18 protein-coding genes and 1 tRNA gene are annotated in these 18,724 nt (G+C 61.7%); 17 read left to right on the top strand and 2 right to left on the bottom strand.

The features are described 5' to 3' along the window. Positions 1-166 precede the first annotated feature (166 nt). The 5 genes from EB231_RS08175 to EB231_RS08155 all read left to right on the top strand — a co-directional run bounded on the left by EB231_RS08175 (position 167) and on the right by EB231_RS08155 (position 4,334). A complete protein-coding gene (locus tag EB231_RS08175; RefSeq protein ID WP_056575994.1) occupies positions 167-319 on the top strand; it encodes a hypothetical protein in 153 nt (50 codons plus the stop codon). A gap of 21 nt (positions 320-340) precedes the next feature. Then, the gene (locus EB231_RS08170; RefSeq protein ID WP_172348364.1) at positions 341-1,258 is read left to right on the top strand and encodes a site-specific tyrosine recombinase XerD; all 918 of its coding nucleotides are present in this window, start codon (positions 341-343) and stop codon (positions 1,256-1,258) included. Positions 1,259-1,356: 98 nt separating this feature from the next. Further along, positions 1,357-2,307, top strand: coding sequence for an acetyl-CoA carboxylase carboxyltransferase subunit alpha (locus EB231_RS08165; RefSeq protein WP_140608701.1), 951 nt, complete (start codon positions 1,357-1,359; stop codon positions 2,305-2,307). A gap of 444 nt (positions 2,308-2,751) precedes the next feature. Then, on the top strand, positions 2,752-4,083 hold the full coding sequence (locus EB231_RS08160; RefSeq protein WP_172348363.1) for a L,D-transpeptidase family protein: 1,332 nt from the start codon (positions 2,752-2,754) through the stop codon (positions 4,081-4,083). Between the two features lie 8 nt (positions 4,084-4,091). Further along, positions 4,092-4,334 (top strand): sulfurtransferase TusA family protein, encoded by a 243-nt coding sequence (locus EB231_RS08155; RefSeq protein ID WP_172348362.1) that lies wholly within the window; start codon positions 4,092-4,094, stop codon positions 4,332-4,334. Positions 4,335-4,338: 4 nt separating this feature from the next. Here the strand turns inward: EB231_RS08155 and EB231_RS08150 are convergent, their stop codons facing one another. Together EB231_RS08150 and EB231_RS08145 are read right to left on the bottom strand one after the other, a co-directional pair. Beyond that, a complete protein-coding gene (locus tag EB231_RS08150) occupies positions 4,339-5,448 on the bottom strand; it encodes a CobW family GTP-binding protein (RefSeq protein ID WP_172348361.1) in 1,110 nt (369 codons plus the stop codon). 4 nt (positions 5,449-5,452) lie between these two features. Then, positions 5,453-6,619, bottom strand: a complete 1,167-nt coding sequence (locus EB231_RS08145) for a D-alanyl-D-alanine carboxypeptidase family protein (protein WP_172348360.1) — start codon at positions 6,617-6,619, stop codon at positions 5,453-5,455. Here EB231_RS08145 and EB231_RS08140 point away from each other — a divergent pair. From EB231_RS08140 to EB231_RS08085, 12 genes are all read left to right on the top strand, one after another. After that, on the top strand, positions 6,618-6,905 hold the full coding sequence (locus tag EB231_RS08140; protein WP_172348359.1) for a hypothetical protein: 288 nt from the start codon (positions 6,618-6,620) through the stop codon (positions 6,903-6,905). The two genes, EB231_RS08145 and EB231_RS08140, sit on opposite strands and share 2 nt — an antisense overlap. Further along, the gene (locus tag EB231_RS08135) at positions 6,893-8,056 is read left to right on the top strand and encodes a M20 aminoacylase family protein (RefSeq protein WP_172348358.1); all 1,164 of its coding nucleotides are present in this window, start codon (positions 6,893-6,895) and stop codon (positions 8,054-8,056) included. Before EB231_RS08140 ends, EB231_RS08135 begins: the two co-directional genes overlap by 13 nt. An 85-nt stretch (positions 8,057-8,141) precedes the next feature. After that, positions 8,142-8,218: transfer RNA gene (locus EB231_RS08130), tRNA-Arg, on the top strand. Between the two features lie 582 nt (positions 8,219-8,800). Further along, positions 8,801-9,685, top strand: a complete 885-nt coding sequence (locus EB231_RS08125; RefSeq protein ID WP_246740896.1) for a DeoR/GlpR family DNA-binding transcription regulator — start codon at positions 8,801-8,803, stop codon at positions 9,683-9,685. Position 9,686: 1 nt separating this feature from the next. Then, complete coding sequence (locus tag EB231_RS08120) at positions 9,687-10,781, top strand: four-carbon acid sugar kinase family protein (RefSeq protein WP_172348357.1); 1,095 nt, start codon at positions 9,687-9,689, stop codon at positions 10,779-10,781. Between the two features lie 218 nt (positions 10,782-10,999). Beyond that, the gene (pdxA, locus tag EB231_RS08115; RefSeq protein WP_206681899.1) at positions 11,000-12,031 is read left to right on the top strand and encodes a 4-hydroxythreonine-4-phosphate dehydrogenase PdxA; all 1,032 of its coding nucleotides are present in this window, start codon (positions 11,000-11,002) and stop codon (positions 12,029-12,031) included. Positions 12,032-12,185: 154 nt separating this feature from the next. After that, on the top strand, positions 12,186-12,434 hold the full coding sequence (locus EB231_RS08110; protein WP_172348356.1) for an ABC transporter permease subunit: 249 nt from the start codon (positions 12,186-12,188) through the stop codon (positions 12,432-12,434). Positions 12,435-12,569: 135 nt separating this feature from the next. Next, a complete protein-coding gene (locus EB231_RS08105) occupies positions 12,570-13,685 on the top strand; it encodes a sugar ABC transporter substrate-binding protein (RefSeq protein ID WP_172348355.1) in 1,116 nt (371 codons plus the stop codon). Positions 13,686-13,745: 60 nt separating this feature from the next. Beyond that, the gene (locus EB231_RS08100; protein WP_172348354.1) at positions 13,746-15,269 is read left to right on the top strand and encodes a sugar ABC transporter ATP-binding protein; all 1,524 of its coding nucleotides are present in this window, start codon (positions 13,746-13,748) and stop codon (positions 15,267-15,269) included. Then, entirely contained in the window at positions 15,266-16,228 is a 963-nt protein-coding gene (locus EB231_RS08095) for an ABC transporter permease (protein WP_172348353.1), read from the top strand. The genes EB231_RS08100 and EB231_RS08095 overlap by 4 nt, the downstream gene beginning before the upstream one ends. Positions 16,229-16,293: 65 nt before the next feature. After that, positions 16,294-17,223 carry an ABC transporter permease gene (locus EB231_RS08090; protein ID WP_246740895.1) on the top strand — a complete coding sequence of 310 codons (930 nt, stop codon included), beginning with the start codon at positions 16,294-16,296 and terminating at the stop codon, positions 17,221-17,223. A gap of 238 nt (positions 17,224-17,461) precedes the next feature. Beyond that, entirely contained in the window at positions 17,462-18,370 is a 909-nt protein-coding gene (locus tag EB231_RS08085; protein ID WP_172348351.1) for an SMP-30/gluconolactonase/LRE family protein, read from the top strand. Positions 18,371-18,724 lie beyond the last annotated feature (354 nt).

Below are 18,724 nucleotides of genomic sequence, written 5' to 3'. Positions count from 1 at the left end.
CCGGTTTGCGTCAAGCGTGCCGAGCGCCCGGGGCCCGATATGGGCGGATGGGCGCCTGCATCAGAAGTTGCTAACAGGCCTCCGCTTCGTCCTTGAATTGGTCGGATTGGCGTCCCATAAGGGCACAGGGTTTGGAAACGCAGAACAAGAAGACGAGCGAAAATTGATGCCGACACTGTTTCGCTTTGTCGTGACCCTCGCGATTCTGGCCGGCATTGCCTATGGTACGATGTTCGCACTGGTGATGTTCGTCGAGCCGAAAAAAGCGGAGATGAGCGTGCGCATCCCCCCGGACAAGCTGAATCCCAAGAAAAATTGACCCGAGGAAACTGATCCTAGGATGAACAGCGCCGCCCGCATCGAGGCCTTCCTGGAAATGATGAGCGCCGAGCGGGGCGCTGCCGAAAACACGCTTTCCTCCTACCGGCGCGACCTCGAAGACGCTTCGGGCGAGATCGATGGCGGGCTTGCCGGTGCGGCCGTCGCCGATATCCGCGCCTATCTCGACGATATCGCCGCGCGCGGCTTCGCGCCGACCTCGCAAGCGCGCAAACTGTCGGCGATCCGCCAATTCTTCAAATTCCTCTATGCCGAGGGTCTGCGCGGCGACGATCCGACCGGCACGCTGGACAGCCCGAAAAAGGGCCGGCCGCTGCCCAAGACGATGAGCGAGGCCGAGACCGGCCGGCTGATCGACCGTGCCGCGCAGGAAGCCTGCGACGCCGGGCTCGGCAATGGTGACCGGCTGGCGGCCCTGCGCCTGCATGCGCTGGTCGAAGTGCTTTACGCCACGGGCTTGCGCGTGTCCGAGCTTGTCGGCCTGCCGGTGACGGTGGCGCAGCGCGACGACCGTTTCTTCATGGTGCGCGGCAAGGGCGACAAGGAGCGCATGGTGCCGCTGTCGGCCAAGGCGCGCGCGGCGATGCGGACCTGGCTAGCCGCCCGGGCCGGGGTGCCGGCCTTCGCCGACAGCCCGTTCCTGTTTCCGGCCGCATCGGACAGCGGCTACCTCTCGCGCCAGGTCTTTGCCCGCGACCTGAAAGGACTGGCAGCGCGAGCCGGCATCGCTTCGGGCAAGATATCGCCGCATGTGCTGCGTCATGCTTTCGCCAGCCATCTCCTGCAGAATGGTGCCGATCTCAGGGCGGTGCAGCAGCTGCTCGGTCATGCCGACATATCGACGACACAGATTTACACCCATGTGCTGGAGGAGCGGCTGGTGCGGCTGGTCAACGATCATCATCCGCTTGCCGACTAGGCCTCATATCGCTATGTGAGGACAACATTTCACCGCCCGGAACCTTGATTTCAAGGGTTCCGCGGTCCTTGCCTTCCGACGTATCGGTCCGCTCAAGCATGTACAATTATCTCGATTTCGAAAAGCCGGTGCAGGATCTTGAACTCAAGATCCTCGAGCTCAAGAAGCTCGCCGAGAACGGCGAGGCGGTCGATGTCGCCGATGAGATCACCAGACTCGAGAAGCGTTCGCGCGACGCGCTGCGCGATCTCTACAAGGCACTGACGCCGTGGCAGAAGGTGCAGGTGGCGCGCCATTCCGACAGGCCGCACTGCGTCGACTACATCAAGGGCCTGTTCAGCGACTTCACGCCGCTCGCCGGCGACCGCAATTTCGGCGAGGACCAGGCGATTGTCGGCGGCTTTGCCCGCTTCCGCGGCGAGCCCGTCGCGATCATCGGCCAGGAAAAGGGCTCCGACACGACAAGCCGCCTGAAGCACAATTTCGGCTCGGTGCGTCCCGAGGGTTACCGCAAGGCCGTGCGGCTGATGGAACTCGCCGACCGCTTCAAGATCCCGCTCCTGACGCTGGTCGACACGGCGGGCGCCTACCCCGGCGTCGGTGCCGAGGAGCGCGGTCAGGCCGAAGCCATAGCCCGCTCGACCTCGGCCTGCCTTGCGCTGAAAGTACCGTCGATTTCGGTGGTCATCGGCGAAGGCGGTTCGGGCGGCGCCATCGCGATCGCCACCGCCAACCGCGTCTACATGCTCGAGCACGCCATCTATTCGGTGATTTCGCCGGAAGGCGCCGCCTCGATCCTGTGGCGCGACACGACGCGGTCCAAGGACGCTGCGACCAACATGAAGATCACCGCGCAGGATCTTCTGGAACTGAAGATCATCGACGCCATCATCCCCGAGCCGATGGGCGGCGCCCAGCGCGCGCCCGAAAAGGTGATTGCCGCGACCGGCGACCTCATCGCCAAGACGATGAAGGAATTCGCCGGCGCCAACACCGATTTCCGCGAACAGCGCCGCGAGAAATACCTGGCCATGGGCCGCAGCCTCTAGGGGACTGGGTCACGATGGACACCCTGATTTAACGGCGGCTAGTTAAGCTTGTCGTTTTACGGGGATCCGAGATGAAAAATACGAGGGACCGACGCTGGTCAAAGCGGCCCGACTACAAGCACTAGCGGCGCAACAGGCGAGTTCCCAACCGCCAGTGGACATAACGAAGGCGGCAGCGTTACCTGGTCCCCGGCAAATCCGGATCTGTCAAAACGTGTGATCGCCTTGGGATTGCCCCGGCCACCACACGGCAAAGTGGCGGGAAGGCACGATTCCGCCACAAAAATGCCGTCGCATTCGGTTCAATGAAATTGCCGCGAGGCGTTGGCCGAGGCTTGCGGTAAGGAATTTTCAAGGTTAACGGGCTTACGGTCCGTGGGTGTTCAGCATGCGGGCCCGGCATTTTGAAGCCATTGGCCCGAGGGAAAAGACATAGCCGTATCCATGTTTGCCAAGCTCGCCCGCACCGGAGTCCTCATCACCTCGATAGCCGTCGCCGGCTGCAATGATTCGTCGATGAAGGACTTTGCCCCGGAAGCCAACAAGCCGCTGCCGGACAAAATACTGGCCGACATGAGGGCCAAGGGGATGGTGCGCACCTCTTCGGTGATGGCGCGCATCTTCAAGGAAGAGGGCAAGCTGGAGATCTGGAAGGCCAAGACCGACGGCCGCTACGGTCTCGTCGCTTCCTATGACATCTGCAAATGGTCGGGCAAGCTCGGCCCCAAATACACCGAGGGCGACCGCCAGGCGCCTGAGGGCTTCTACACGGTGCGTCCGTCGCAGATGAATCCCAGGTCGAACTATCACCTGTCCTTCAACATAGGCTTTCCCAACGCCTATGACCGTGCCAACGGTCGCACGGGTCAGAACCTGATGGTGCACGGCGCCTGCTCGTCGTCGGGCTGCTACTCGATGACCGACGCGCAGATCGAGCAGATCTATGCCTTCGGCCGCGACGCCTTCCAGGGCGGTCAGACCGAATTCCAGATCCAGGCCTTCCCGTTCCGCATGACCGCCGCCAACATGGCGCGTTATCGCAACGACCCGAACTATGAATTCTGGAAGATGCTGAAGGTCGGCTACGATAATTTCGAGATTACCAAGGTGCCGCCGAAGGTCGATGTCTGCGAAAAGCGCTACGTCTTCAACCAGGTCGCCGCCGACGGCCAGACATTCGATCCGACCGGACCGTGCCCGGCGACCACCCAGCCGGATTCGCTGAAGAGCGCCTACAACGCCTACCAGAGCACCTACGACGCTGCATTCAACGGCGCGCTCAAGGCCAGCGTGCCGCCGCCCAAGCCGACCATTGCAGGCATCAAGGAAGCCAGCATCGTTTCGGATTGGTCGAAGCGCCGGGCGCGCGGCGAGCGCGTGCCGATCGATCCGCCATCGCTCAATTCCGACGGCTCGGTGACCGAGACGGCGCGCATGGGTCGTATCGATTCGCCGGCCGGCCGCAAGATGGCGGCATTGGATGCCGAGAAAGCCGCCAAGCAGAAGGCCGAGGAGCAGCGGCTGGCGGCCATAGAGGCCGCCAAGCAAGCCAAGGAAGCCGCCAAGGCGCAGGCGTTGGCCGAAAAGGAAGCTGCCAAGGCGCAAGCCGTTGCTGCAAAGGAAGCGGCCAAGGCCGCGAAGGAAGCCCCTGTCGCCACCGCCACCATCGCGGCCCCCACGGATGTCGCGCCGGTCGCCGAAACGCAGGCCGCGAGCGCTGATGAAAGCCGGGTGACAAAGCTGAAGAACAAGCTGCTCGGCATGTTCGGCGGCTGAGCTTAATCTTGACCGCGGATACCGCCAGCTATGACCTCAAGGGCCTGAACTGCCCGCTTCCCGTGCTCAAGGCGAAAAAGCGCCTGGCCGGGATGGAGCCCGGCAGTCGACTCTGGCTCGAAACCACCGATCCGCTGGCCGTCATCGACATACCGGCATTCTGTGCCGACAGCGGCCATCATCTGGTGGAAACGTCGGCCGTTTCCGGCGGTCATCGCTTCCTGGTCGAGCGCGGCGAACAGCGATCGTAGAAATTCAAAGCCCGGCGATCGCCAGCGGGTTGTTTTCCAGCGCCGCGCGGTCGGGCGTATCGATCGACGGCCGGTTGGTGAAGGCGGCGAACAGCCGGCGCACATAGTCTTCGGGCATATCGAGCGTGATCAGCACCAGCCGTGTGCCGCGCTGGCCGTCGGGCCAGGCCGGCAGGCGCGCCGGCGGATGCAGGATCTTCTGCACGCCGTGGATGACCAGCGGGCGTGACGGATCCTCCCTGAGTTCGATCACGCCCTTCATGCGCAGCAGCTTTTCGCCATGCGTCGAACGCAACAGGTCGAGAAACATTTCTATCGCCGAAAACGGCACCGGACCATCATGGACGAGCGAATAGGAGCGCACGCGGGAATCGTGGCGATGGTCATGATCATGACTGTGATCGTGATCGTGGTCATGACCGTGATGATGGTGCTCATGCGCCGCTTCCTCGCCGAGCCAGCGCCGCACGTCGGCGGATTTGGTGGCGGGATTGTAGAGGCCGCAATCAAACAGCGCCGCCACGCCTGTTGCTGAATTGCCGGCGTCAAGCAGCTCGGCGCCCGGATTGATCTGCCGCAGGCGTGCCCGCAGCGTTTCGAGGTTACCCGGATCGGTGACCAGGTCGGCCTTGCTCAGCACGATGCGGTCGGCGACGGCGACCTGCTTGACCGCCTCTACATGGGCATCGAGCGTGGCATTGCCATTGACCGCATCGACCAGCGTGATGACACCGTCGAGCCGAAAAGCCTGGACGAGCGCTGGATGCGCCATGATCGACTGCAGCACCGGCGCCGGGTCGGCAAGCCCCGTTGTCTCGACGATGACGCGGGCAAGCCGGGCGATGCGGCCGGTCTGCAGCCGGTCGACGAGGTCGGCCAGCGTGTCGACCAGTTCGCCGCGCACGGTGCAGCACAGGCAGCCGTCCGAAAGCTGGATGATGCCGTCGGAAGACTGCTCGACCAGCAGATGGTCGATCGCCACTTCGCCATACTCGTTGATGATGACCGCCGTATCGGCCAGCGCCGGATCTTTCAGGAGCCGGTTGAGCAGTGTCGTCTTGCCGGCGCCGAGGAAGCCGGTCAGCACCGAGACAGGGATCGGGAATCCGCTCATCAGGTTAGTTCGCGACCTTGACCGGCTGATCGCCTTGCGCGGCGGAACCGGCAACGGCCGGACCGGCGCCGGTCGGCGCTGGCCGATCCGGCCGCCAGCTCGGGATCGGCACGTCGGCATATTCCTGGCCGCCCTGGTCGAGCATCGCCTTCGGCGCCGGACCTGTGGCGCCGCCGAGGCCGACGGCGACCAGCGTCGGCACATGGTCGAGCTTTTCCTGGTAGGGTGATTTCGGCACGTCCTTTGCGGCGGCGGCCGGCGGCGCCTCGGACTGCTCCTCCGGCGTCTTTTTCTTGCAGACCTCGTCATGCATGTCGTTGGGCGAGACCGTGTCACCGTAGGGCGCCAGCGTCGCGACAGTGGCCGAACCGGCGGCTTGGGTGTCAAATCCCTGGTCGAGCAGTCTTGCCGCGGTCTCGGCACGGCTGACCGCCGATTTCTCGCCAAGCACAACCGCGACCAGCGTACGCCCATTGCGCGTCGCCGAACCGATCATGTTGAAGCCGGAGGGGCAGACAAAACCCGTTTTCATGCCATCGGCGCCGGGATAGCGACCGATCAGGAGATTGTAGTTCGGGATCGCCTTCTTGCCGACCGCGAGCCCTTCGATGGAGAACCACGGCGCATATTGCGGGAACTCGTGGCGGATCGCCATCACCAGCACCGAAAGGTCGCGCGCCGTGGTGTACTGGTCGGGCGAGTAGAGGCCGTTCGGATTGACGAAATGGGTGCCGTTCATGCCGAGCCGGGTCGCCTCGGCATTCATCCTCTCGGCGAAGGCGGCCTGCGAGCCGCCGACATTCTCGCCGACCGCCATGGCGATGTCGTTGGCCGATTTGACCAGCATCATCTTCAGCGCGTTGTCGAGCCGCATCACCGAGCCTGGCTTGAAACCCATCTTGCTCGGCGGTTCGCCGGCGGAGTGCTTGGTCACCTTGATCGGCGAATCAAGCTGGACTTCGCCGGCCGCGATCGCCCGGAAGGTCACGTAGGCGGTCATCAGCTTGCTGAGCGAGGCCGGATACCAGCGCTTGAACGCATCCTGATGCTGCAGGATCTGGCCATTCTTCAGGTCGAAGACAACCACCGGATTGGCCAGCGCCGGCCCGGCCAAGACCGAAAGCGCGATTGCGCCGGCCGAGAGTAGTTTGAGGAAATGCCTGTGCCGCATGATCGAATCCGAAATCGCCTCTTGCCCTGATCGCCCCTGGCTCCGTAAGATTTCGTTACGTGACCGCCAGCATAAGGAGTCCGTCCCTCAAAAAACGGACCGCATCGTTGCGGTGCTATTTACCCTATGTGACGCCAACATGGCAAAGCACCTGACAATCACAATTGCAAAACACCCGGCACAATTGCAAAACGGGCACAATTGCAGAACACTGGGCCCAGTTGCAAAACACCAGGCTGAAGCCGGCTGCTCCAACCACGAAATGGAACCATCATGCCAATCCTGAACCGCGCCGCTGAAATGCAGGACGAAGTTGCCGGCTGGCGTCGGCATCTGCACCAGACGCCGGAGCTTAATTTCGACGTCTTCAAGACGGCCGCCTTCGTCACCGAAAAGCTGAAGGAGTTCGGTTGTGACGATGTGGTCACCGGCCTCGGCAAGACCGGCGTCGTCGGCATCATCCGCGGCCGCCAGGGCGAAGGCGCCACCATCGGCCTGCGCGCCGACATGGACGCGCTGCCGCTCAACGAGATCACCGGCAAGGCCTATGCGTCTACCGTTCCCGGCAAGATGCATGCCTGCGGCCATGACGGCCACACGGCGATGCTGCTGGGCGCCGCCAAATATCTCGCCGAGACGCGCAATTTCGCCGGCTCCGTGGCGGTGATCTTCCAGCCCGCGGAGGAAGGCGGCGGCGGCGGCAATGAGATGGTCAAGGACGGCATGATGGAGCGCTTCGACATTGTAAAAGTGTTCGGCATGCACAACATGCCGGGCCTGCCTGTCGGCCAGTTCGCCATCCGGCCGGGCCCGATCATGGCGGCGACGGCCGAATTCACCATCACCGTGAAGGGCCGCGGCGGCCACGCCGCGATGCCGCATGGCACGATCGACCCGATCGTCATCGCCAGCCAGTTGGTCGGCGCGCTGCAGACGATTGCCTCGCGCAGCACCGATCCGGTCGAGGCCGTGGTGGTGTCGGTGACCAAGTTCCATGCAGGCGACGCTTACAACATCATTCCCGAATCGGCCGAGATCGCCGGCACCGTGCGCACCTTGCGCAAGGAGATCGCCAAGAAGTCCGAAGAGCGCATCCGCACCATCTGCGACGGACTGGCGACTGCTTTCGGCGCCAAGATCGAGGTCGACTACCAGGCAAATTACCCGGTCACCTTCAACCACGCCGAAGAGACGGTGTTTGCCAGCGACGTTGCGGCAAACGTCGCCGGCGACAGCCATGTCCACCGCAGCATCCAGCCGGTGATGGGCGGCGAGGATTTCTCCTACATGCTGGAAGCCCGCCCCGGCGCCTTCATCTTCATCGGCAATGGCGACACCGCCGGTCTTCACAACCCAGCCTACGATTTCAACGACGAAGCCATACCGCACGGCATGAGCTACTGGGTGAAACTGGCGGAAACCGCGCTGGCCGCTTGAGGCCCGCCGCGCAAGGAGCCGGCCGAATTGCATGCGGCCGGCCTCTTGGCGAAACGATCCGAAGCGGCTATGTGTCTGGCCGCGTGGTCCCGTAGCTCAGTAGGATAGAGCGGCAGATTCCTAATCTGTAGGTCACAGGTTCGATTCCTGTCGGGATCACCAATTAAATCAAATGGTTGGAAGGTCGGCGCCGTACTTTTCCCGGCGCCAGCGCCGCTGTATCTCGTGCGTGAGATGGCCGCCTCCTCACTTGGGGCGCGCCCGAAGGTCTTGCCGTCCCCAGGCCGTGCTTTGTTCTCGTCATCGGTCACCTTCATCTCGATGCGGAATAGCGGATAGTCCCGCCTCCCCTGGCCATCGAGCCCGGCTTTGCCCGTAAGCGTCTCATATTGCGGCTTCAGTGTGCAGAGCGTGCCGACAGGCGACATCTCCATCATGCACCACCCCGTGGATGACCTGGGAGAGCTATTCTTGACCAATCAAGGGGATGTTGCGGAGAAGGGTGGCGAGAAGGAACGCGCCGCCTTTAGGCCGCTTGTTAGACGGTTTGACCAAAATTGCTCGCTTGTTAACCGCCAAATGACGATATCTGTTTCCCAGGTTCAGTCAAAATCAGCCAATAATGATAGGAATCACGCATCAGGGTGACAAATCATTGGGCTAGCCCGAGGGATTCGTGATATTCGCGACACAGAGTGCGCTGTGAATCAGGTGAGCGCGTCGCGACCATGCGGAGATACGAACGTGGCAAGGAATGTCCGAAAATCAACAGCGGAGGACGTGGCGCCTGTCGTGTCCGCCGGGGCATGGGAGGACGATGGCGGACGCGGGCGGGTCGATCTGATTCCGGCCAAGCGTCACGCCTTCATCCTCGAATGCCTTAAACGAGAAGGAGCCGTCGGCGTTCAGGAACTCATCGATCTCATCGGCGCCTCGCCTTCGACGATCCGGCGCGATCTCGAGACGCTTGAACGGCAAGGAGCGTTGGAGCGGACGCATGGCGGCGCAATGCTTCAGCGCACGGAACTGGCCACATTCGAGCCGGATCTCGCCACTGCAGCGCAATTCGCCAGAGCCGAGAAAGAGGCCATAGGCGCCGCCATGATGTCGGAACTTCGAGCCGGACAGAGCGTCATTTTCGACGCAAGCACGACCGTTCTGGAAGTCGCCCGCGCTATCGCCGCGGCGCCTATCCCGCTTACGGCTGTCACCAACAGCCTTGCGATCGCGCAGATACTTGCACCTGTGCCGGGAGTGCGTCTCGTGATGCCCGGAGGCACCTGCAAGCCTGGTTCGCTTACTCTGATCGGCCAGCCTGGCGAGAATTTCCTGCGGACCATTCACGCCGATGTGGCCATTCTGGGCACTCATGCCATCACCGGAGACATGCTCACGGAGACCTCGCTGGAGGTTGCGGCAATGAAGCAGGCGATGATTGCCGCGGCGCGTCGTGTGGTCGTGCTTGCCGACCATTCGAAATTCACTGTCCCCAATTTTTGCACGATCTGCCGTCTGACCGAGATCCACCAGATCATTACCGACGAGGGCATCGATCCGGCTCACCTCACCAATCTTCGGACGCTCGATGTAGACGTCAAGGTCGTGCGCGTCAGCCGTTCGGGTTGTTAAGTTGAGCACTCCTGAGGTTACGGATATCCGGGTCGTCGCGGACGACTTGACCGGCGCCCTGGATAGCGCGGTTTCCTTTGCATCACCTGGGAATGGCATTGGGGTAAGCTGGCAGCTGGACCGTACGTTTGCGGGACGTATGGCTATCGACACCGCCACCCGGGAGGGGCCTGCGGCGACGGCGGTCGAGCGACACCGGGCGCTTGCGCCATGGCTCGCCGGCGGACAGTTGAGTTTCAAGAAGATCGACAGCCTTTTGCGCGGCCACGTCATCGCTGAAATTGAGGCCTGCATCGTCAACGGAACGTACCAGCGGGTTGTTATCGCACCTGCGTTCCCATTTCAGCGACGCGCCACGCGCCTTGGGCGGCAATGGCGGCTTGATCAAACTGAAATGGTAGGTCCCGACCTGGTCGCCGGTCTAGGCCAGCGCTTCGCGGCTGGGCGTTCGGCACCAGGGTCGCAACCAGTTGATTTCATCACACTCTACGACGCCGAAACGGATGCGGACCTGGACAAGATCGTCGCGACCGTGCCGAAGCAAGCGACATTGTGGGTCGGCACTGGCGGCTTGGCGGCGGCACTCGCACGGCACATGAATGTGCCGCACAAGCCTGTTCCTGCGTTTTCCGATCCATTTCTGGCTCTTGTCGGCACAAATCATGAGGTCACGGCGGGACAGGTAGCCCTCTTTGCAGCCAGGCATGAGGATGCGCATGTGGTCGTGGAGCACGACATCGACAAAGCGAGAAGGCGTTTGGCGGAAAGGATGATGCGCGGGGAGCCGTCGGTCGTCAGCGTCGCTGCATCGGGTGATCGCCACGCCATCGCAGTCCATATCGGCAAGGTGCTTGCCTCGCTTCTCGCAGGCTTGCCAAAGCCCGGCACGTTACTCGTCACCGGCGGTGAAACATTGCGATCGGTGTGCGACAGCCTGGGCGTCATCGAACTCACGGTCGAATGCGAGATCGAGCCAGGGCTTCCGGTCTCCAGAGTCAAAGGTGGTGTTTTCGAGGGGCTGGCCACCATTTCGAAATCCGGCGCATTCGGCGACAGCGCCCTGCTCTGCAGGCTCGCGGCTCTCGCGCATCGCTGATCAAGACGATCTCCGGTCAAAAGCACCGGCGGGCCCGTCCCGCCGGTCAAATGGCGTCAAACGATATTTCAGCAGCCAGGTAACTCGGAATCGCACGAGGCAGGCGAAGAGGCGACTCTCACGTTCATATGATTACCGATGACCGAAAAAGAAAACTATTGCGCGTCGATGGTTGAAAGGATTACAAGATGACCACAATTGACCGATTAGAGGCGTTTATGTCTGGTCCAAGACTCGGCATCACAATGGGTGATCCTGCGGGCATCGGCCCTGAGATCATTGCAAAAGCATGCGCAAGGCTGAAACCGCGGCTTGCCGACGGATCATTGTCGCTTCTCATTATCGGCAGCGTCACCGCGATGCGCGCTATGGAGTCCATTTCAGGACATATCGAGTTGGAAGAACCGTCAGCTTCGGCAGCGGGGACCTTTCCGCCCGTGGCCATTCTTGAGGCTGGACCGGAGCGGACCCCCATTGAGACAGGCGTCATGTCGGCTGAAGGCGGGCGCCTCGCCTATCTGGCGATCGAAAAAGCTGTACGCCTGGCGCAGGCCGGTTCAATCGCAGGTATCGTTACGGCTCCTCTCAACAAGGAAGCGCTCAATCTGGCCGGCTATCATTATGCCGGTCACACCGACATGCTGGCGGAACTGACAGGCGCCCGCGATTCCGTGATGATGCTTGCCCATGGCGATTTCCGCGTCAGCCATGTCTCGACCCACGTAGCGCTGGCCCAGGTTCCGTCGAAACTGACCGAGCCTCGGCTGCGGCGGGTCATCCAGTTGACGGTCGAGGCGTTGCGCGGCCTCGGCATTGCCCATCCCCGCATTGCGATTGCCGCGCTCAACCCGCACGCTGGTGAGGGCGGCATTTTCGGTCGCGAGGACATCGACATCACGGCCCCGATCGTGGCCTCCTACACCTCTGCGGATTTTACGGTGGTTGGGCCCGTTCCGGGCGATACGGTTTTCGTCAAGTTGCGCGCCCGCCAGTATGACGCAGTGGTCGCGATGTATCACGATCAAGGCCATGTCCCGGTGAAGCTGCTCGGCTTCAACGTCGATCCCGCGACCGGTGAGTGGAAAGCGCTCTCCGGTGTCAATGTCACGCTCGGCCTTCCGATCATCCGCACCTCCGTCGACCACGGCACGGCCTTCGACATTGCCGGCAAGGGCATCGCCAATGAGGACAGTCTGATCGAGGCGATCGAGTTCGCGGTCCAGATGGCTGCGGCGAAATCCAACCCTTAGCGTCGGCACGCCTGCAACGCACGCAAAAGCGATCGAACCATGGCAGCACAAGACAATAAATCCTATCTCATGCTGATTGACGGGAAGTTTGTCACCGGCGAAGCCGGTATGCGCCCGGTGATCAATCTGCACGACCGCATCCCTTGCGGGCCTGATGCTCGCGGCCCGCTCCACGGCAGGCAATCCCAGCCTGGCAACAGGTCTCGAACTGGACGTGATCGCGGCCGTGATCATAGGCGGGACAAGTCTCTTTGGCGGTTATGGATCAATCGTCGGTTCGGTCGTCGGTGCGATCTTCATAGGCATTCTCGGGTTTGGCCTTCTCGTGCTGGGTCTTTCGACCAGCATCCGGGAGGTCATCAAGGGAGCCATCATCATTGCCGTCTCGTTGAACCGGCGTTGATGGCAGCAGGACCGATGATCCGACCATATGCGCCCATCTCAGGAATTTGGCCTCCGCAACGGCAACTGCGGCGGAGGAAAGCTCACATCAATTTGAAAGCCGGCGGTGGTCGCCGGACAACGGGAGGAAAGTGAAATGAAAAGACATATGACGCTTCTGATGATGGGCGCCCTTGCAGCATCCACCGCAACGCTCACAAGCGCCCGGGCGCAGGACACCTACAAGCCGGACTGCTATGCTCCTGCACCGGACAGTGCTTCGGTGATCTCCTATCCGAAGAAGTCCGGGCCTTATAAAATTGCCTTGGTCAACGGCTATGTCGGCAATGACTGGCGTGCCAACTCCATCCAGACCGCAAAAGCCTGGGGCGCGCGTCCTGAGAATAAGTCCAAGCTGTCCGACCTGAAGATCATATCGGTAGGCAACGATTCCACGGCGCAGATCTCCGCGATCGACAATTTCATCGCCGCCGGCTACGACGCCGTGATCATCAATGCCGTCAATCCCACCGCCTTCGACGCAGTCGTGAGGCGTGCCAAGCAAGCTGGCGTGGTGCTGGTTACCTATGACAACGTCCTCGACTCCAACCAGGTCGTGCAGATCAATGAAGATCAGGTCGAGCTGGGCCGGATCAAGGCGCAGGCCGTGGTCGATGGCATCAAGGCCAAGAAAGGCAATGTTTCGGGTCAGGTTCTGGAAATCGATGGCGTCCCCGGCAACAGCGTCGACCGCGACAACCAGGCGGGCTTCAGCGAGGTCTTCTCCAAGTACCCCGATCTGAAGACGGTCAAGGTCGAAGGCGACTGGGACGTGGGTAAGGCGTCGAAGGTAACGTCCGACGCCATCGCCACCAACGGCAATTTTGACGGCATCGTTGTCCAGGAGGGCTCCGTTGGCGCGCTTGAGGCGATGGCCGCGGCCAAGCACCCCGTGGTCCCGGTCGGCGTCGATGCCGGCAACGGCACGCGGATGCTGGTCAGCAAGGGCAAGTATCCGGGGACTACCGCCGCTCAGGCGCCGGCGCTGGCCGCCATGGCGTTGGAGGCCTCGGTCGTGCTGCTGGAGGGCAATGCGCTGCCGCAGAAGGTTTTCCTGCCAATCCCGCACAAGGACAACGCGGACCTGACAGAGGGCAAGGATTTCTTTCCCAACCTGCCCAAGACCTTCTACACGGCCACCGGTTTTCCGCAGTGCTTCCCCGTGTTCACGCCCGATGAGTTGAACGGCCAGACGGCCGATAACTCCAACTAGGCAATCACACAGGAGCCTGGCCGGCGTCTGCGCCGGCCAGGTCGACGGCAGGGAGCGCGCATGGCCGACCGCTATGTTGAACTGAAATCGGTGTCGAAATCCTATGGTGGCGTTCCAGCCTTGACCATGGTGGATTTCCGCTGCGAGCCAGGACGCGTGCACGCCATTCTCGGCGAAAATGGCGCCGGCAAATCGACGCTGATGAAATTGTTGGCCGGTGTCATCCAGCCGGATACGGGAACGATCTCCATCGGCGGGCAGACGGTGCAATTTTCCTCGCCGCGCGAGGCGGCCGAACAGGGCACGGTCTGCATGTTCCAGGAACTGTCGCTGATGCAGCACCTTTCGGTCGGCGACAATATCGTGCTTGCCGCGCCCCGCACCCGGATGGGATTGATGCAGCGCGGTGTTTATCGTGAGGCGCGCGCGGCGCTGGATCTGGTAGGGGCCAAGTCGATCCCGCTCGGCGCCCGAGTCTCCGGCCTGTCGCTGTCCGAACGCCAGCTTGTGGAAATCGCCAAGGCCGTGTTCCGCAAGCCCAAGCTTCTTATCCTTGACGAGGCAACCTCGGCGTTGACCAGCGAACTCGTCGAAACGGTGTTCGGTGTCCTCAGAATGCTGAAGGAGCAGGGCGTCGCCATCCTTTTCATCTCGCATCGCATGCACGAGGTCGAGGCCATCGCCGACCGCATTTCCGTCTTCCGCAACGGCAAGCATATCGAGACCTTCGACGTTGGCGCACGCACGACCGATGAGATCGTCGGCCTGATGATTGGCCGCTCGCTGGAGGAGCTGTTTCCGCCGCGCCGCCCGCCTGTGCCCGACACGGCGCCGATCGTTCTGGATGTGTCCAACGTCAGTTGGCAAAACCAGCTTGTCGACGTGTCGATCGCCGCTCGCGCCGGCGAAATCGTCGGGCTTGGCGGTTTGGATGCCCAGGGCCAGCAGCAGATCATGCATGCCGTCTTCGGTGTGCTGCGCGGAGTGACGGGCCGCATCACGTTGAATGGCAAGCGACTGAATGGTTTGCAGCCGCCAAGGGTGAAACAATCCGATGTCGGTCTGGCGCTCGTGCCCGAGGATCGCAAGACCGAGGGGCTGATCCCCGGCATGTCGGTAGCGCAGAACCTGCGCTTGGCAGTTCTTGGGCGCGCGCCCTTCGGCCTGCTCGACCTGAACGGCGGTAACGAGGCCCGGCTTCAAGGCCTGATCGAACGGCTGGCATTGACCTACGGTTCGCTCGATGATCCCGTCGCGACGCTCTCGGGCGGCAACCAGCAAAAGGTGGTGCTGGCCAAATGGCTGGTGCTGTCGCCCAAATGTCTGCTGCTGATGGACCCGACGCGCGGCATCGACCTGCCGACCAAGGCCCAGATCTACAGGCTGCTCACTGACCTGGCGGCCGAGGGAATGGCAGTGATCCTGCAATCGACCGATTATGAGGAACTTATCCACTTGTGCGATCGGGTCTATGTCTTCTACCGGGGCAGTGTGGCCAGGGAACTAAAGGGCGACACCCTGTCCGCCGATGCGCTCATCGCCGCCTCGATGAACGTGCACCTTCACGCTGAGGCCCGAGCATGATGTCCTGGCTTCGCCAAAATGCCAAGGAAGCGATTGCCGCGCTCGCGCTGATAGTGCTTTTCGCCGGCTATATGGTCGTCCATCCGCGCGGCTTTTCAACCTATGTGGTTACAATCTGGTCGAACCAGGGGGCACTGCTTGGGCTTGCCGCGATCGCTCAGTTCTTTGTGGTTCTGGTCAAGGGAATCGACCTGTCGGTAGGATCCATTATTGCACTGACCAACGTGGTGGCGTCGTTCCTTCTAAACGGATCTCCGACCTCGATCGCCCTTGGGATGATTGCAGTGCTGGCCGTCGGGGTGGCATGTGGGCTGGTGAACGGGATCGCGGTTGTCTATGGCCGGGTGCAGCCAATCGTCGCCACCCTTGCGACGGGTGGCATCTTCGGCGGCATCGCTCTGCTTTTGCGGCCTACGCCCGGAGGCAGCATCGATGAGACGATGTCGGACGCGCTCACCTATGCAGTTGCGGACGTTCCGGTCTCGGCGATGATTCTTGTCGTCGTTCTTGTCGCACTGATGGTCTTTCTGCGCCGGTCGGCCCTCGGCCTCGGCCTCTATGCTGTCGGATCGTCTGAACAGTCGGCTTACATGACCGGCCTTCGCGTAAACCGGCTCAAGCTCATCGCCTACGGCAGCAGCGGCTTCATCGCGGCCCTTGCCGGCATCTATGTCAGCATGGTCACGCTTACTGGCGATCCCAATATCGCGCCGTCCTACACGCTGAATTCGATCGGCGCCATCGTGTTGGGCGGAGTGGCGCTGAGCGGTGGCGTCGGCAACCCCATCGGTGCCGTTATCGGCGCTTTGATCCTCAAGACAATCTCGTCGCTGATGTTCTTCTCCGGGCTGCCACCATTGGCGCAGCCGTTCTTCGAGGGATTGATCCTCGCAACTGCAATCGCACTGGGCGCGCTCGGCGTCTTCCGGGTGCGCAGCCGGCTTGAGTTGTACCGCTGATGACTGATGCAACCGCACGACGCGCAACGCCCCACAAATCCCGCCGCTGGTTAAGCCGGGATCATGTGTCCGTCCTGCTGATTGGGCTGGGCTGCGTCGCCCTGCTCTTGGGTGGTTCGCTACTGTACCCCGGATTCCTGAAGCCCAGCTACATTCTGCAACAGCTTCAGATCGCCGCCTTTCTTGGTATCATCGCCACCGGTGCCATGCTTGTGATCCTGCTTGGCGAGATCGACCTTTCAGTGCCCTGGACGATCACAGGCACTGCGATTGTTGTCATCTCGGCCACTGGCAGTTCCAATCCCGTGATCGCCGGCCTGGCAATTCCACTGGGCCTGTGCTTTGGCATGGTTATTGGGCTCTTGAACGCCATCGGTGTCGCTATCTTTCGCGTACCCGCGATGGTCTGGACGCTGGCGGTGAACGCCATGCTGCTTGGCGCCACGGTTTTCTACACCGGCAACAGCCGTCCCAACGGTGAGGTCCCCTGGCTGGCGACACAGGCGGCGATCGGTCGGACCTTCGGCATCCCCAACGCCTTTCTCGTATGGCTGGGAGTTGCCGTGATCACAGTCTGGGTGCTCCGGCGTACCGTCTATGGCAACTACCTCTATGCACTGGGTAATTCGCGACGTGCGGTGTTCCTTGCCGGGGCGCGGGTCCGCCTGGTGACAGTGGCAACCTTCGTCCTTGCCGGAGCGTTTTCCAGTTTCGGCGCTATCCTGCTGCTGGGCTACACCAACCAGGCCTATCAGGGCATGGGCGACCCCTATCTCATGCCGGTCATCTCGGCTGTGGTGGTCGGAGGAACCTCCATTCAAGGCGGTCGGGGGAACTATGTCGGCACCTTCGCCGGCGCGATCTTCATCACGCTTCTGTCGTCGATCCTTTCGGTGATGCAGATGCCCGCTGCCGCGCGCGAGATGATCTTCGGCGCGATCATCCTTGTCATGCTGCTGATTCACGGTCTCAGCGCCAAGAACAAGGACATCTGAAGCTGTTGGCGGACCTGTCAATGAGGCGTCATACATCTCTTCAGCAACCCGAGGCACTTAGCCCTGCGATGGGATGCGACGTCCGCGGCTATCAGGCCTTCATTGCCCATAATGCCGACGGGGCCGAGCGCGAGCTGCGCAGGCGTTTGCGCGACGTTGAAACGCTCGGTCGGGTCATGTGCAAGCCCGAAGGAACCGGCCGATCGGCAAGGCAACCCAGCAAGCAAGGCACCTGAAGATGACATACTACGAGGTTCTTGATCGTCGCTTCCACGATTTCATTATCCCGTTGTGCAAACTCGAAAAACTTCACACTGGAATGCGCTGGGCCGAAGGGCCCGTGTATTTCGCCGATGGGCGCTTTCTGCTCTTCAGCGACATTCCCAACAACAGGATGCTGAAGTGGGATGAAGTGACGGGTGATGTTTCCACTTTCCGCTATCCTTCGAATTTTTCCAACGGCAATACGCGCGACCGGCGGGGACGCCTCGTCAGCTGCGAACATGGGGAACGGCGCGTCACGCGTACTGAATATGATGGCAGTATCACCGTCCTGGCCGATCGGTTCGAGGGCAAGCGTCTCAATTCGCCCAACGATGTGGTGGTCAGATCTGACGATACTGTCTGGTTTAGCGATCCGCCCTACGGTATCCTGAGCAACTATGAGGGCTACAAGGCGCCCAGTGAGATCGGAGCTTGGAACGTCTACCGCCTTGACCCCAAGTCAGGTACGCTATCGGTAGTTGCCGGCGACTTCGACAAGCCGAACGGCCTTGCCTTTTCCCCGGATGAGACACAGCTCTATGTCGCCGACAGCGGCCGTTCCCATGGCTGGGATAAGCCGCACCATATCCGCCGCTTCGATGTGGACGAACACGGCCGCCTTTCGGGCGGCAGCGTCTTTGCCGAGATCGATCCCGGCATCCCTGATGGGTTTCGTATCGATGTTGACGGCAACCTATGGGTGTCTGCTGGCGATGGCGTGCATTGCTTTGCGTCGGACGGTACGCTTCTTGGCAAGATTCTTGTCCCGGAGACCGTTGCCAACGTGTGCTTTGGCGGACCTCATCGAAATCGCCTGTTCATCACTGCCGACAGTTCGCTTTATGCCGTCTATCTCAATACGGCCGGGTTGCATTTCTGCTGAGCAAGGAAATTTCCATGCGCCCGGATGCATCGCCGATGATGCGGACCGTTGGCGCATCCATAGCTGGCGCGGGCATGAGATAGGCATTGCAAAGTGGATTGGGCGAAACCCGTAACCGAGCACGCGGGGCAGAAAGCCAGCGGCGATCGACATCAGCGCAGCGGGCCCGTTCATGCTCCGCTTCCAATAGCCGGCAAGAAAGTTTTAGGGCGAGCGCCACGATCGGGAAGTCGGCTGATTAGATCCCGCCGGACTTCACCGCCAACGCGGCGAGAGAGCATTGTCGCCGGCCACAGCGGCCATTTCAGCGCGATGGAAATGCGGGACGGGCGCGCCGCGGAAGCGATGCTCCAT

This window comes from Mesorhizobium sp. NZP2298 (genome assembly GCF_013170825.1).
Lineage (GTDB): Bacteria > Pseudomonadota > Alphaproteobacteria > Rhizobiales > Rhizobiaceae > Mesorhizobium.
This window is presented reverse-complemented; position numbering and strand designations above follow the sequence as displayed.